Here is a 14,185-nt window from a genome sequence, read left to right on the forward strand (position 1 = left end):
ATCTCGATCCTGCCGTCCCGCCGAACCCGGGACCTCCGGTCCCGCACGGGCTGCGCCGCCGCCCTGACCAGAACGCGCAGACCAGCCCGCCTCCCGGATCCGGGCGTTTTCAAGGGAGTCACCTTGATCCGTATCCTCATTGCCGAAGACGAAGAACGCATCTCCCGCTTCATCGAAAAGGGCCTGCGCGCGGCTGGCTACGTGCCCACGGTGGTCGCCGATGGCGTCACGGCCGTGGACTACGCCTCCAGCGGCGAATTCGATCTCCTGCTCCTGGACATCGGGCTCCCCCGTTTGGACGGGTACGCCGTCCTCGCGGCGTTGCGCCGCGGCCAGGTGGGCATTCCGGTCATCTTCCTCACGGCCCGCGGATCATCCAGCGACACCGTCGCAGCGCTGGAGGGCGGCGCCGACGACTACATCGTCAAGCCGTTCCACTTCGAGGAACTCGTGGCCCGCATCAAGGCCCGGATCCGCAAGTCGGACACCGGCGATGTGCTGGCGGGAAGCGTCATGCGCTACGGGCCTCTGGAGCTGAACCTGCTCACCCACTCGGTCAGCGTCGACGGCAGGATGGTGGAACTCTCCGCCCGCGAATTCGCGCTGGTGGAAATGTTCCTGCTCCACCCCGGGCAGGTCCTGAGCCGGCAGCAACTGCTCAGCCACGTCTGGGGCTACGACTTCGACGGCACGTCCAACGTGGTGGACGTGTACGTGCGCCAGTTGCGGATGAAACTCGGCGCAGACCGCATCCTCACCACCCGCGGCGCCGGGTACCGCCTCAGCTAGGCAAAGCAGGCTGATCCTCGCAGGAAGGGAACAGAGTGGCCACCTTGGATGAACATCCCAGTGAAGACGGCCAGGCCGCGCCGGAGGCTGCCTTCCCTGAGACGGAAACCCAGGACCCGTCCGGCTGGGGCGCAAAGATCCACTCGGTGCGCTTCCGCGTGGTGGCCGCCATGCTGGGCATGATGCTGGCCGGCCTCATGACCGCGGGGCTGGTCACGTTCGTGGTCCAGTTCCAGGAATCAGATGCCAGGCTCGACCAGGCCCTTCTGGATAAGGCGAACTCCGTGGTCAAGATCGTCCAGACCAAGAAGAAGACGGACGGGGACTATGCCAACAGGACGTACGTCAGCGCCCTTCACGAGGCCGCGGAAGATATTGAGCCGCGCAGCAACGAGGTCATGGCCGGGATCGTGGACGGGCGCGTGGCGTGGACCGTTGAGGGCAACGGGGACAGGGCCCTCTTGGAAAACAGCATGTTGGCCGACGCCGCCGAGCTCAGGAATCCGGCCGGCGCGTCTTTCGGTGAACTCGACGCCGACGGGCGCCCGCTCCGGGCTGTGGTGGTGCCCATGAGGGGCGCCACGGGCACATTCTTCCTGGTCGGCCGGGACGCGGCCGACCAGCGCGAGCACAACGCCAGCTCGGTCCGGACGTATTCGCTGGTGTCCCTCGGGATGCTCCTGGCTGCCGCGGTGATCGGCGGCATAGTCGCGGGCCGCTTGCTCGATCCGCTCCGACGCCTGCGCGAGGCTTCCAGGGCGGTCGGCCCGGAGGACCTCACGCAACGGGTGAAGGTGCGCAAAGGTGAGGACGACGTCACCCTGCTTGCCAAGACCTTCAACACCATGCTGGAAAGACTCGATGAGGGCGCCCAGCAACAGCAGCAGTTCCTGGACGACGCCGGCCATGAGCTGCGCACCCCGCTGACCATTCTTCGCGGGCACCTCGAGCTGGAGACGGTCGATGATCCGGACGACGTCATTGCCACCCGGGACGTGCTCCTGGACGAGGTGGACCGGATGCAGCGCCTGGTGGATGACCTCCTGCTGCTCGCCAACTCCGGCGAGATCGGCTTCATCCAGCGTGAACCCGTCCGGATCCCGGAGCTCCTGGATCAGGTCATGGAAAAGGTGCACGTCCTGGCCGACCGGCACTGGCAGATCGATGAAAGGGCCGACTACGTGGTGGAGGCGGATCCGCAGCGCCTCACCCAGGCACTCGTCCAGCTCGCCGCGAACGCCGTCAAGTACACCAGGCCATCGTCCACAATCGCGCTCGGTTCCCGCATTGAGCGCCCGACGGCGTCCGACGGCACCTCGCTGCCCCCGCAGGACACCCTCGTGCTGTGGGTGCGCGATGACGGGATCGGCATCGCCGCAGAGGACCAGCAACGGATCTTCGAACGGTTCGGCCGCGTGCACACGGGCCGCGGCGTGGAAGGCTCGGGACTGGGCCTTGCCATTGTCGCGGCGATCGCCCAGGCGCACGGGGGCGTGGCCACGGTGGAATCCGAGTACGGCCACGGGGCCACGTTCATGATCCGGATCCCCCTGCAGTCCTCCGGCGTCCGCGTCTGACCTGGCCCGCCGCCTGACCTTGCCCGCACCTGATGGCGCCCGCATTTGATGGTGCCCGCACCCGACCGCGCCCGTGCCTAAGCGCGGGGCCGCAAATGCGGGGCCTTTGATGAGGAATCCTTAATCTTCCCCTCATCCCATCCTCACTCTCGGGGCGCAGGCTGATGCATACCATCAGACAGCACCGGCCCGGACACAGTTGCGATCGCAGCCAGGCCCGGGGGCACCGGGGGCGGGGGAGGATTTGCCGTGGAGCCAATGCGGATCGTGCTGTACTCACATGATTCAGTGGGCCTGGGACATGTGCGTCGGAATCTAGCGCTGGCCCACGCGCTGAACAATCAGCTTCCCGGCCTCATCGGCCGCCCCGTCACCGGAATCCTCATCACCGGCACGGCGCTCGCACCGGCGTTCCGGTTGCCCGAGCGGTGGGACTGGGTGCTTCTTCCCGGTGTGGCGAAGGGTTCCGCCGGCTACCTGCCGCGGAACCTGACCTTGCCCATGGGGGAGCTCGTGCCATTGCGGGCCAGGCTGCTGCAGGCAACGCTGGCCGGCTTCTCCCCGCACCTCGTGGTGGTGGACCGGCATGCCACGGGCGTCCACGGCGAACTCGAAACAGCCTTGCGGCACGCCCGCACCGCCGGGCCCGTGCGTGTGGTGCTGGGCCTCCGCGAGGTCCTCGACTCGCCCGCCGCGGCCCTTGCCGAATGGGCCAGGGTGGGCGGTCCCCGCGTGGTGAAGGACCTGTTCGATGCCATCTGGGTGTACGGCGATCCCGCCGTCCACGATCCCGTGGCCGCCGGCGAAATACCGTTCGCCCTCCGAAAGCTCATCCGGTACACGGGCTACCTCGCCGAGGGGCGCCCCKCGGCCTCCGGCACCAGCTGCATGCCCGGGCGGTACTGCATGACGACGGTCGGCGGCGGCTCGGACGGCTACGCGCTTGCCCGCGTCGCCGTCGCCACGCCGGTCCCGGACGGGCTGGGACACCTCGTGGTCGCCGGGCCGCAGATGCCCGCCGAACAGCTCAACGACCTCCGCCAGCGGGCCCGCCCCGGCGTGAAAGTAGTCTCCACCGTCGATGACATCGTGTTCCACCTCCGGCACGCCGCCGCCGTCGTGGCCATGGGCGGCTACAACACAGTGTGCGAAATCATGAGCACGCCCGTCCCCGCCCTGATCGTGCCCCGCACGCAGTCGCGCGCCGAGCAGCGGATCCGGGCGGCTTCCCTCGCCGCGGCCGGGTACCTGGAACAACACGAGATTGGCACGCTGACGCCGGAAATCCTGGCCGCCTGGCTGGCCGCCCGGTTCGGCACCACCGTGGACCGCCGTCGTGCGGTGCTGGACGGCCTGATCCGGGTTCCGCAACTGGCCGCCGAGCTGCTGCAGCCGCTGCTCAGTGCCGAACTGGCGAAATCAGACCGGGCCAATCAGGTCAGTGCCGATCTGGCCGCCGATCAATTCAGCGCGGACGAAAGCGATGCCGCTGCGAGCGTGAAGGGTGCCAGCCGTGTCGCCGTTTGAACCCGGGACAGCGTACGTCCTGAAGACGTACCCGCGGTTCTCCGAAACGTTCATCGTTTCGGAGATCCTGGCCCGCGAGGCGGCCGGGGACCGGATCGAGATCTTCTCCCTCCGGCCCACCGACGACCCCCGGTTCCACCCCGAGCTCGCCCGGGTCCAGGCACCGGTGACGTACATTGACCGCCCCATCAAGACTGTGGCCCTATGGGAGAGCCTCCGGATGGCCGACGCGGCCGGGCTCACGGCCGCCGTCGGCCGGAATCTGGGCGAACTCGCCGCCGCCACGGCGGACGACGCCGTGCAGGCCATCAACCTGGCCACCGTGCTGCAGGACCGGAACATCCGGCACATGCACGTCCACTTCGCCTCGGGATCAACCACCGTGGCCCGGCTGACGTCCCTCATCACCGGCATCCCGTTCTCGTTCACCGCGCACGCGGTGGATATCTTCCATGAATCGGTCCAGGACGAGGACCTGCGGCTCAAGCTCGAGCAGGCCCACCACGCCGTAACCATCAGCCAGTACAACATGCGCTACCTGCGCCGCCGCTTCCCGTCCTCGACGGCCCGGCTCCATCTGGTGCGCAACGGGCTGGAACTGGAGCGTTTCCCGTACCGGGAGCCGCGGCCGCTCGGAGCCACCTTGCGGATCGCCGCCGTCGGGCGCCTGGTGGAGAAAAAAGGCTTCCAGTATCTGCTGCCAGCGGCCGCCGAACTGCTGGACCAGGGGGTCAAGCTTGACCTCCGGATCGCCGGGACCGGGCTCATGGCCGAGGAACTGGAGGCCAGCATCGGCCAGCTCCGGCTCGGCGGGCACGTCCGCCTCCTCGGCCCGCAGACCCAGGACCAGGTGCACGAGCTGCTCCACTCCTCCGATGTCTTCGTGGCGCCCTGCGTGGTCGGCGCCGACGGCAACGCGGACGGCATGCCCACAGTCCTGCTCGAGGCCATGGCCACCGGCGTCCCCTGCGTCAGCACGTCCGTGACCGGGATCCCCGAAGTGGTCCGGAACGGCTCCACCGGTGTCCTGGTCCGGCCGGGCAACCCGCACGCCCTGGCCCGCGGCATCTGCACGCTCGGCTCCCCGGCCACGGACAGGGTCGCCATGTCCCGCAACGCCCGCGCCCTGATCGAGGAGGACTACGACGTCCACCGCCAGGCCGAGCTCCTGAGGTCCCTCTCCCGTTCGGAAAGGAGAGTCGCATGACACGCGTAGCCTACCTCTGCGCCGACCCCGGCGTTCCCGTCTTCGGCACCAAGGGCTCCTCCGTCCATGTCCAGGAAATCGTCCGGGCGTGGCGCGGTACCGGCGCCGCCGTCACCGTCTACTGCACCCTGCTCGGCACCGAGCGGCCCAGCGACCTTGCCGATCTCGACGTCGTCGAAGTCAAGCCGGAATCCGTCCCCGCCGCCGCGCGGGAACGGGCGGTCCAGGACGCCGCGCTGGGCCTGGCGGACGAGGTCCTGCGCAACGGCTGCGGGCTGTTCTACGAGCGCTATTCGCTGTTCAGCCCGGCACTGTCCGTGGTGGCCCGCATCCTGGACGTGCCGTCCGTGCTTGAGGTCAATGCTCCGCTGATCGAGGAGCAGCAGCGGTACCGCCAGCTGCTCGATGTGAAGAAGGCTGAGACGGTGTTCCGCCGCAACGCCGCGACGGCCGACGTCGTGGCCTGCGTCTCGGATCCCGTGGTGCGCTGGGTACGGGCGCGGGTGCCGACCGCGCGGACCGTGCTGGCACCGAACGGAGTGAACGTCGAGCGGATCCCGGCCCGCCGCCCCGGCCGCCGGAACCCGGACCATCTCACCGTCGGGTTCGTCGGAACCTTGAAACCCTGGCACGGTGTCCCCGGCCTGCTGCACGGTGTGGCGCTGGCCAATCAGCAGACCGCCGACCCGGCCCTGCGCTGGCAGCTCCACGTGGTGGGTGACGGCCCCGGCCGTCAGGACCTCGAGCGCCTCGCCGAGTCCCTCGGCGTGCCGACGGTGTTCACGGGCGCCGTTGCTCCGGCTGCGGTGCCAGGCCTCCTGGCAGAATTCGACGCCGCCGCCGCACCCTATCCCCCGGACGGACCTGGCCAGGACGATTACTTCTCGCCGCTGAAGGTTTTTGAGTACATGGCCGCCGGGTTGCCCGTGATCGCGAGCGCCGTGGGCCAGATCCCGTCCATCATCCAGGACGGCCGCACCGGGCTCCTCGTCCCGCCCGGGGACCCCGCCGCGCTCGCGGACGCCCTCCTCCGGCTCGGCGAAAACCCGAATTTGCGGGAAAAGCTGGGGCTCGAGGCCCGTAACGACGCCGTGCAGCGGTTCAGCTGGAGCGGGGTGCTGTCCCGGATCACCGGGGCGCTGCCGCCTGCGCGCAGACTGGCCAGGCAATGACCACCACGGCCAGGCATTCGAGCCCCCGCAGCTGGCGGACCCTGTGGCGAAGGACCCGCGCCAACGCACCGGCTGATCCCTCACCGTTGCGGCGGACCCTGCGGTGTATCCGCCCGCATTTGCGCGGGCACAGGCTGCTCATCACTTGGGGATTCATCGCCATGGCCACGGAAATCCTCTTCCGGCTTCTTGAGCCGTGGCCAGTGAAGATCGTCATCGACTCCGTCTCACACTCACTCGGCGCCACTATGCGCAAGACCCCGTTCAGTGTGGAGGCGAGCGCGGAGGTGCTGCTCCTGTGCGCCGGCGCGGTGCTCGTCATCAGCCTCGTCCGGGCCGTGGCCGGCTACATGTCCGCGATTTCGTTTGCCCTCGTGGGTACCCAGATTTCCTCCGAATTGCGGGCCCGTACCTTCCGCCACCTCCAGGGCCTGTCAATGCGCCACCACAGCCGCGCCTCCACCGGCGACACGGTCCAGCGGCTCGTCGGGGACGTGTCCCGGCTGCAGGAAGTAGCCGTCACGGCCGGGCTCCCCCTTATCGGCAATATCGTGTCGCTGATCGCCATGATGTTCATCATGCTCTGGCTCGACCCTTTGATCGCCCTGGTGACGTTCGTGTCCATCGGGATATTCATCGTGTTTTCCCGCAAGAGCTCGGGATCGATTACTACCGCGGCCCGCAAGTCACGCAAGGGCGAAAGCGCCCTGGCCACCACCGCCGCGCAGACGCTGGGAGCCATGCGCGAAGTCCAGGCGTATGGACTCGAAGACACCATCAGCTCGGGCTTCAGCAAGAGCAATCAGGCGGCACTTGGCTCCGGGGTGGTCACGCTGCGGCTGGCCGCCAGCCTGCAACGGAAAACCGACGTCCTGACGGGACTCGCGACGGCGGTGGTCCTGGCTGCCGGCGGCTGGAGGGTGATGCAGCATGCGATGACCCCGGGTGATCTGGTCGTTTTCCTGTTTTATCTGAAAACCGGGCTAAGGCCACTCAAGGACGTGGCCAGGTACACCAGCCGCATCGCCCGCGCGACGGCCTCCGGGGAACGGGTTGCGGACCTGCTCGAGGCCCAGAGTGACGTGCCCGAGTCACCACACGCCGTCGCCCTCAAGAACCCGCACCCGGACATTGTGTTTGATGACGTCTGGGCCGGCCACTTCGACGGAACCGCGGTGCTCAGGGGAATCACCCTGACCATACCGGCGGGTCAGCACTGCGCCGTGCTGGGGCCCTCCGGGGCCGGGAAGTCCACGCTGGCGAGCATGATCCTTCGGATGGTGGACCCTTGGAAGGGGAGTGTCAGCCTCGGCGGCGAGGACCTGCGGGGCCTGAAGATCGCTTCCGTGCGCGCCCACGTCTCCATCCTGCTCCAGGACTCCGTGCTGTTCGGCACCTCCGTCCGGGAGAACATCAGGTTTGGCCGCCTCGATGCCACCGATGAGGAGATCGAAGCCGTGGCGGCCCTTGCCCAGGCCGACGGTTTCATCCGCGCACTGCCCCAGGGATACGAAACCGTCCTCGGCGAGGCGGCCAACGATCTTTCCGGGGGCCAGCGCCAACGGCTGGCCGTCGCCCGCGCGATGCTCCGCAAGGCCCCAATCGTGATCCTGGACGAGGCGACGGCGGGGCTGGATCCGGCATCCCGGGACTCGGTCCTCAGCGCCCTGGACACACTCACCGAGGGCCGGACCTCCGTCACGATTACCCACGACGTCATCTCGGCCCAAACCTGCGACCGGGTGATCTGGCTCGAAGACGGCGAAATCCTCGAAGACGGGCCGCCGCAGACATTGCTGGCCGATCCCGACTCCCGCTTCGCCGGCTGGGTCCATCGGCAGCAGACCGGCGAACCGGGTGAACTGTTCAAGGTGCCGACATGAGCACCGCCCCGCAGGGATGGCTGCAGGGAGAACGGCTGCAGGGACAAGGGCTGCAGCCGCAGCGGCGCGAAGCCGACCGTGCCCTCGCGGCCCGGGACCCCCGAATCCCGGGCCTGAACTGGGTCCTCGACGACGAGCTGCTCTCCGAGCTCCTGGGCGAAAGCGTCCGGATCACCAGGACCCGCTACAAGCCGCACAGCTCGGTCCTCGTCGTCTTCCGCCGGGCCGGCAACGGCGCCGGCAGCTACGGCTGGGCATCGACCACCGCCCCCGAGCACGCCGGGAAACTGCAACGGCGGGCGGACAGTTCGCAACAGCGCGGCGGCGGCATCCGGCTTATCCAGCCCGATCATCTCCACCCCGACGTCGCCGTGGCGGCCGGTCCCATCGAGGAGGACTGGCCGTTGCGCCCCAACCTGCGGTGGCTCCGGGACCACGGACTCCGACGGCTCGGGGCGCTCCCCGCGGCAGGGCGCTTCCTGGACCCCCCGGTCAGCGTGCTCAGATACAACCCGGAGCGCCGGCTCGTTGCCAGGGTCCCCACGGAGACGGTCCCCGTCGTCGTCAAGACCGCCGTCCAAGCTGACGAAGCTGCCGCAGGACTCCGTCTGCGGCAGCGGCTTCAGAGCCACGGCATCCCGGTCCTGCCCGAACTCGCGGACCCGGAATGCGCCGCTCACGGCATCAGTGCCTCCCCGGGCTGGGGCCAGGGAGACCTGGGCGGCGGCGACAACGATCCGGCCGCCTACCGGGCCGGCCAAGCCCTGGCGGCGCTCCATAGAATGGACGCGGGCGCCGGGGCGGACCCGATGACGGACAGGGAGGACCTGGCACGCCAGCTCGCCGCCACGCGGTCCATGATCACCTGCCTGCTCCCCGGGCTCGGGGCTCCGGTGGACGCACTCACCGGCCGGCTCCTGGCAGCTGTCGGCGCCGCCGGCCCCCAAAGGCAGCAGCCTGTGCTGGTCCATGGTGACTTTTCGGCGGACCAGGTGCTGGTGGACGGCCCGGTCATCCGCATCATCGATTTCGACCGCGTGACGACCTCCGACCCGGCGAGGGACCTTGGGTCCTTTGCCGCGGTGGAGGACATCGCAGACCCCGCCGGCGCCGGGCCCGKCGCCGGCGGACGCAAGACGGCCCTGCTGATCGACGGTTACCGCGAGGCCGGCGGACACGTGACGCAGGCCAGGGTGGATAGCTGGGCGGCCTTCCGGTTGTTCCTGAACAGCGTCGACCCGTTCCGGAACCGGGCCAATGACTGGCCGGCCGACACGAACTGGCATATCCGCCGAGCCTTGGAGCTGATCGCGTGAACTGGCACCCGCCGCTGTGGAATTACACCGACGACGCCGGCACCGCGTGGCGCGTCCGCAAGGCGTGGCCCGACAGAGAACCCGGAGAATATCTGCTGGAGGTCGTGACTGCGGGACGGCCCGGCGCCCGGGGAGCCCATCTGAGCCAGGGCCACTTTGAGCTCCTGCCGGAGGACGATCCGCAACTGCCGGCCCTTCGGACGGAAAGACAGCGCGGGGAAATCATTTCCCACTGGCCCTACACGCGGGCGGTCATCCGGGCGGAGGGCTGCTACATCAAGGTCTTCCGGCCAGGCAGCGCCGCCGTCCCCGCCGAACGGTGCGCTCAGATGGACCGCCTGCTGGACGCCGGTGCCTTCACGGCGCCCAAAGTGCTTCAGAGCTCCCCGGACACCCTCGTTCTTAGCGCCCTCTCCGGACCGACGCTGGGCGAAATCGGCGAGGACTACGTCACGATCGGCGAAAAGGAGTTTGCCGGCGTATGGGAAGAGTGGTCCCGCGCGTGGCTCGCCCAGCTGGGCACGGCGTCGGACGCCAGCAATAAGACCGTTCTGGAGACCCTGCCGGTCCGCTCACCGGAAGTGGAAGCGAAGGCTGTGGCCCGGTGGCTGAAACGATGGCTGCGCCACACGGCGAATGTTCCGGTGCTGTCCACCCAACGCGATTTCTTGATCGCCATGGCAGAGCAGGTGACGACGGACCTGCTCCGGACGGCACCGGACCCGCTGGTCTGGGCCCACGGAGACCTGCACGACCGGCAGATCATCGCCGGCGACGGCCGGTCCCCCTTCGGATTGCTGGACTTCGACGATGCTTCCCAGGCCGAGGCCGCCCGCGACCTCGCCTATCTGGATTTCCATCTCGAGCGGCGCCTGCTGCGCAATAACCTGACGCCGGCGCGATATCTTAAGGCCCACACGGAGGTGCTGGCCGTCGCCGAGCAATTGCAGGTCAGCCCGGATCGGATCGGCGCCTACTCGGACGCACGCTGGCTGCGGCTGGCCTGTTCTTCGCTTCCTTCGGGCTCAACGCTGGCGACCCACGTTCTTGAGGAACGGTTAGAGCATCGCCGGGCCTTCGGATCCACCACATTGACCGCCGGCCTGTCCATCGGATCCCGGAGCTGATCCAATGGGCTGGCACCCGCCCGTCCCGGCCACCGTCCTGGACGCGGACAACACCGAATGGACAGTCATCCGGTCCTGGCCCGACGACGCCGCAGAGGACTACGTCCTGGAGTTGGCGGCGCCCGGCCGGGCAGGGATCCGGGCGGCCCACCTCCGGGCGGGGCAGTTGGAGCTCCTGCGGGACGGCCGCGACCGGCGTCTCCCCGCCCTGAGGCATGCGTCGCCGCTGGGCGAGGTGGTGGTGCACCGGGCCCACAAGCGTGCCGTGGTCAGTACCGGGGAGCACTACCTCAAGATCTTCCGGGTCCGGCAGTCCGACGAAGCAGTGGGCAGGCACGCCCGGATGAACGAGCTCCTCGGCGCCGGAGACTTCCTCACACCGGAAATTGTTTCCTCCACCCCGGGCTGCCTCACCCTCATGACGTTGCCCGGCCGCTCCCTGTTCGCGCTGGGAAACGACCCCGCGGTCAGCGATGTGCTCTTCGACAAAGTCTGGCAAGGATGGTCCCGGGCCTGGGTCCGGGACCATTCCCTGGCCCGGGCTCCGGCGCAGCGCCCCGCGCTCGAGGCGCTCCCGCCGCGGACGGCCGCCGTCGAACTGGCGAGACTGCAACGCACGGTGAATCTGTGGCTGGTGCATGCCGGGGACATTCCGGCGGCGCAGCCTGAGCGCGCCACCGTCCGCGGGGCCGCAGGGCAGGCCGCCCAAAAGCTGCTCCGGGCCGATCCGGATCCGCTGGTGTGGTCCCACGGGGATCTTCACGACAAGCAGATCTTCACCCTGGATCCCGGCGCTCCCCTGGGTCTGCTGGACTTCGACGAAGCCTGCCGCGCCGAGGCCGCCGCCGACCTCGCCAACATCGCCGTGCACCTTCAGCTGCGCCTGCACCAGCACCGCCTGACCGCCGAACGGTACCAAACCGCCCGCCGCCACGTTCTCGCCACGGCCGAAGAGCTGCAGGTCACCCCTGCGCGCTTCGACGCCTACGCCGCCGCGACCCGCCTGAGGCTCGGCTGCCTGTATTCCTTCCGGCCCCAGTGGGCGGACCTGGCGGAAGATTTCCTCATTCCGAATGCTGAAGAGGCCCTGGCGGCGGTGGTTCCGGCCGCTAAAGTGGAGCCCACGTACTGACTGCAGACCATAGAGAACCGCAGCGCCCTGCTCTGCCGAGCACTGCACCACCGCGAACTGCGCCGAACCGGGAGGACCGCTGGCATGGCTTACATCAAGGTTGGAACCGAAAACAGCACAGACGTCGAGCTCTACTACGAGGACCACGGATCCGGCCAGGCCGTGGTCCTGATCCATGGCTACCCGCTGGACGGCACGTCCTGGGAAAAGCAGACCGCGGCGCTGCTCGGCGCGGGCTACCGTGTGATCACCTACGACCGGCGCGGCTTCGGACAGTCCAGCAAGCCCACCGACGGCTACGACTACGACACCTTCGCGGCGGACCTGAACACCATCCTGACCACCCTCGACCTGAACGACGCCGTGCTGGTGGGCTTCTCCATGGGCACCGGCGAAGTGGGCCGCTACCTCGGAACCTACGGTTCTGCCCGGGTGGCCAAGGCCGTGTTCCTGGCCTCGCTGGAGCCGTACGTGCTGCAGGCCGAGGACAACCCCGGCGGTGTCCCGCAGTCGGTGTTCGACGGGCTGATGGAGGCTGTGACCGCGGACCGGTACGCCTTCTTCACGGAATTCTTCAAGAACTTCTACAACAGCGACACTTTCCTGGGCACACCGCGGCTCAGCCAGGAGGTCATGAACGCGGGCTGGAACCTCGCCACCGGGGGCGGGCCCACGGCGTCGTCGGCAGCGCAGCCGACCTGGCTCACGGACTTCCGTGCCGACATCCCCAAAATCGATGTCCCGGCCCTCATCGTGCACGGCACGGCGGACAACATCCTGCCGATCGACGTCGCCGGACGCCAGTTCGCCGAGGCACTGCCGAGTGCCGAGTACGTGGAGATCGACGGCGCCCCGCACGGCATGCTGTGGACCCACGCCGCGGAGGTCAACGAGGTCCTGCTGCGGTTCCTGGCGAGCTAGCCGGGAATTGGCATCGAGGATCTGGCACATGCTGCTGGAAGACTTTAACGCTGCCGGGCGTCCGGAGGCCGCGGCCGCCCTGCGCCCCTGCCTGGACATTGGCCGGTGGATTGAGGAGCTCGTCGATTCCCGGCCCTTCGGCAGCACCGGACGCCTCCTCGACGCCGCCCGCCGCGCGGCGGAGCCCTTCACCGCCGCGGAGGTGGAGGCCGCCCTGGCCCACCATCCCCGGATCGGCGAACGGGCCGCAGGAAACAGCACGGAAGCCCGGCTCTCGCAGTCGGAGCAGGCGGCTCTCGGCACCCCGGATCCGGCCGTCGCGGCAGCCATTGCCCAGGGGAACCGCAGTTATGAAGATAAATTCGGCCAGGTCTTCCTGATCCGCGCGGCCGGCCGCAGCCGGGAGGAAATCCTGTCCGCCCTCACCGCCAGGCTCGCCCATACGCCCGAAGAGGAACTAGCAGTCATCGGCCAGCAGTTGCGCGAAATCGCGGTGCTCCGACTCGAAGGACTGATCCGCGCATGAAAAATTCGCTCGTCAATTCCCACATCACCACGCACGTCCTGGACACGGGCTCCGGCAAGCCCGCCGCGGGCGTCGCCGTCACCCTGGACAGGCTCGACGGCGGCCGCTGGGTCAGGGTCGCGGCGGGGGCCACGGACGAGGACGGGCGCGTCACGTCGCTTGGTCCCGACAGCCTGGGCTCGGGAACGTACCGGCTGGGCTTCGACACCGGAGCCTATTACGCCGCCGCCGGAACCGAGACCTTCTTCCCCGAAGTCACCCTGGTTTTCGCTGTGTCCCAATCGCAGCCCCACTACCACGTCCCCCTGCTGCTCAGCCCCTTCGCCTACTCCACCTACCGCGGCAGCTAGCGGCACATGGGCAATAGCGGAGCACCGGGCACGACGGCGGTGCTGCTGGCCGCCGGCGCCGGGACGCGGCTGGGGCTCGGGCCCAAGGCGCTGCTCCCCTTCCATGGCCGCACGCTGGTTGAAGTGCTCGCGGACGTGCTGCTCGCGGGCGGCTGCCGGGAAGTGGTCACGGTACTCGGCGCGGACGCGGCAACGGTCCGCGCCGGCACCGACCTCAGCCGGCACCGGGTCATCGAGAACCCGGACTGGGGCACCGGGATGGGCAGTTCGTTCCGGGCGGGCGTTGCCGCGGCGCCCCAGGCGGACCATGTGCTCATCGCGCTGGTGGACCAGCCCGGGCTGACCACCGAGACTGTTGCACGGCTGCTGGCAGCCCACCGGCCCGGCCGGGTGACGGCGGCCGCCTACCGCGATGCGGAGGGGACGCTGCAGCGCGGACACCCGCTGCTGCTCGATGCCGGACTCCGCGCGGAAACCGCGGAGACAGCAACGGGCGACGCCGGAGCGCGAGTCTTCCTGCGCGCCCACCCGGACCTGATCGATTTGGTGGACTGCAGCGACCTCTCCGGCGGCGAGGACCTCGACTCCCCCGAACAGCTGCACCTTCTCGGCTAAAACCAACGCGGGGTCAGATACGGCCCATTAGGGGCTCTCCAAT

13 protein-coding genes are annotated in these 14,185 nt (G+C 68.9%); all 13 read left to right on the forward strand.

Features of this window, described 5'->3' with window-relative positions:
* Positions 1 to 123: 123 nt before the first annotated feature.
* The 13 genes from AC1DXI_RS11250 to nboR all read left to right on the forward strand — a co-directional run bounded on the left by AC1DXI_RS11250 (position 124) and on the right by nboR (position 14,142).
* Positions 124 to 789 carry a response regulator transcription factor gene (locus AC1DXI_RS11250; protein ID WP_018774182.1) on the forward strand — a complete coding sequence of 222 codons (666 nt, stop codon included), beginning with the start codon at positions 124 to 126 and terminating at the stop codon, positions 787 to 789.
* 44 nt (positions 790 to 833) lie between these two features.
* Positions 834 to 2,366 carry a sensor histidine kinase gene (locus AC1DXI_RS11255; RefSeq protein WP_476938683.1) on the forward strand — a complete coding sequence of 511 codons (1,533 nt, stop codon included), beginning with the start codon at positions 834 to 836 and terminating at the stop codon, positions 2,364 to 2,366.
* A gap of 258 nt (positions 2,367 to 2,624) precedes the next feature.
* Complete coding sequence (locus AC1DXI_RS11260) at positions 2,625 to 3,893, forward strand: glycosyltransferase family protein (RefSeq protein WP_476938838.1); 1,269 nt, start codon at positions 2,625 to 2,627, stop codon at positions 3,891 to 3,893.
* Positions 3,880 to 5,100, forward strand: a complete 1,221-nt coding sequence (locus AC1DXI_RS11265; RefSeq protein WP_476938684.1) for a glycosyltransferase — start codon at positions 3,880 to 3,882, stop codon at positions 5,098 to 5,100. Before AC1DXI_RS11260 ends, AC1DXI_RS11265 begins: the two co-directional genes overlap by 14 nt.
* Positions 5,097 to 6,272 carry a glycosyltransferase gene (locus AC1DXI_RS11270; RefSeq protein WP_476938685.1) on the forward strand — a complete coding sequence of 392 codons (1,176 nt, stop codon included), beginning with the start codon at positions 5,097 to 5,099 and terminating at the stop codon, positions 6,270 to 6,272. Before AC1DXI_RS11265 ends, AC1DXI_RS11270 begins: the two co-directional genes overlap by 4 nt.
* Before the next feature lie 161 nt (positions 6,273 to 6,433).
* Complete coding sequence (locus AC1DXI_RS11275; protein WP_476938686.1) at positions 6,434 to 8,155, forward strand: ABC transporter ATP-binding protein; 1,722 nt, start codon at positions 6,434 to 6,436, stop codon at positions 8,153 to 8,155.
* Positions 8,152 to 9,471 (forward strand): phosphotransferase family protein, encoded by a 1,320-nt coding sequence (locus AC1DXI_RS11280; RefSeq protein ID WP_476938687.1) that lies wholly within the window; start codon positions 8,152 to 8,154, stop codon positions 9,469 to 9,471. The genes AC1DXI_RS11275 and AC1DXI_RS11280 overlap by 4 nt, the downstream gene beginning before the upstream one ends.
* Complete coding sequence (locus tag AC1DXI_RS11285; protein WP_476938688.1) at positions 9,468 to 10,598, forward strand: phosphotransferase; 1,131 nt, start codon at positions 9,468 to 9,470, stop codon at positions 10,596 to 10,598. The genes AC1DXI_RS11280 and AC1DXI_RS11285 overlap by 4 nt, the downstream gene beginning before the upstream one ends.
* Before the next feature lie 4 nt (positions 10,599 to 10,602).
* Positions 10,603 to 11,730 (forward strand): hypothetical protein, encoded by a 1,128-nt coding sequence (locus AC1DXI_RS11290; protein WP_476938689.1) that lies wholly within the window; start codon positions 10,603 to 10,605, stop codon positions 11,728 to 11,730.
* 84 nt (positions 11,731 to 11,814) lie between these two features.
* Positions 11,815 to 12,651: an alpha/beta fold hydrolase gene (locus tag AC1DXI_RS11295; protein WP_476938690.1), complete on the forward strand. Its 837-nt coding sequence runs from the start codon at positions 11,815 to 11,817 to the stop codon at positions 12,649 to 12,651.
* Between the two features lie 28 nt (positions 12,652 to 12,679).
* The gene (gene uraD, locus AC1DXI_RS11300; RefSeq protein WP_476938691.1) at positions 12,680 to 13,177 is read left to right on the forward strand and encodes a 2-oxo-4-hydroxy-4-carboxy-5-ureidoimidazoline decarboxylase; all 498 of its coding nucleotides are present in this window, start codon (positions 12,680 to 12,682) and stop codon (positions 13,175 to 13,177) included.
* Complete coding sequence (gene uraH, locus AC1DXI_RS11305) at positions 13,174 to 13,527, forward strand: hydroxyisourate hydrolase (protein WP_476938692.1); 354 nt, start codon at positions 13,174 to 13,176, stop codon at positions 13,525 to 13,527. The genes uraD and uraH overlap by 4 nt, the downstream gene beginning before the upstream one ends.
* A 6-nt stretch (positions 13,528 to 13,533) precedes the next feature.
* Complete coding sequence (gene nboR, locus AC1DXI_RS11310) at positions 13,534 to 14,142, forward strand: nicotine blue oxidoreductase (protein WP_476938693.1); 609 nt, start codon at positions 13,534 to 13,536, stop codon at positions 14,140 to 14,142.
* Positions 14,143 to 14,185: the final 43 nt, after the last annotated feature.

The organism is Arthrobacter sp. P1_H7 (genome assembly GCF_056405215.1).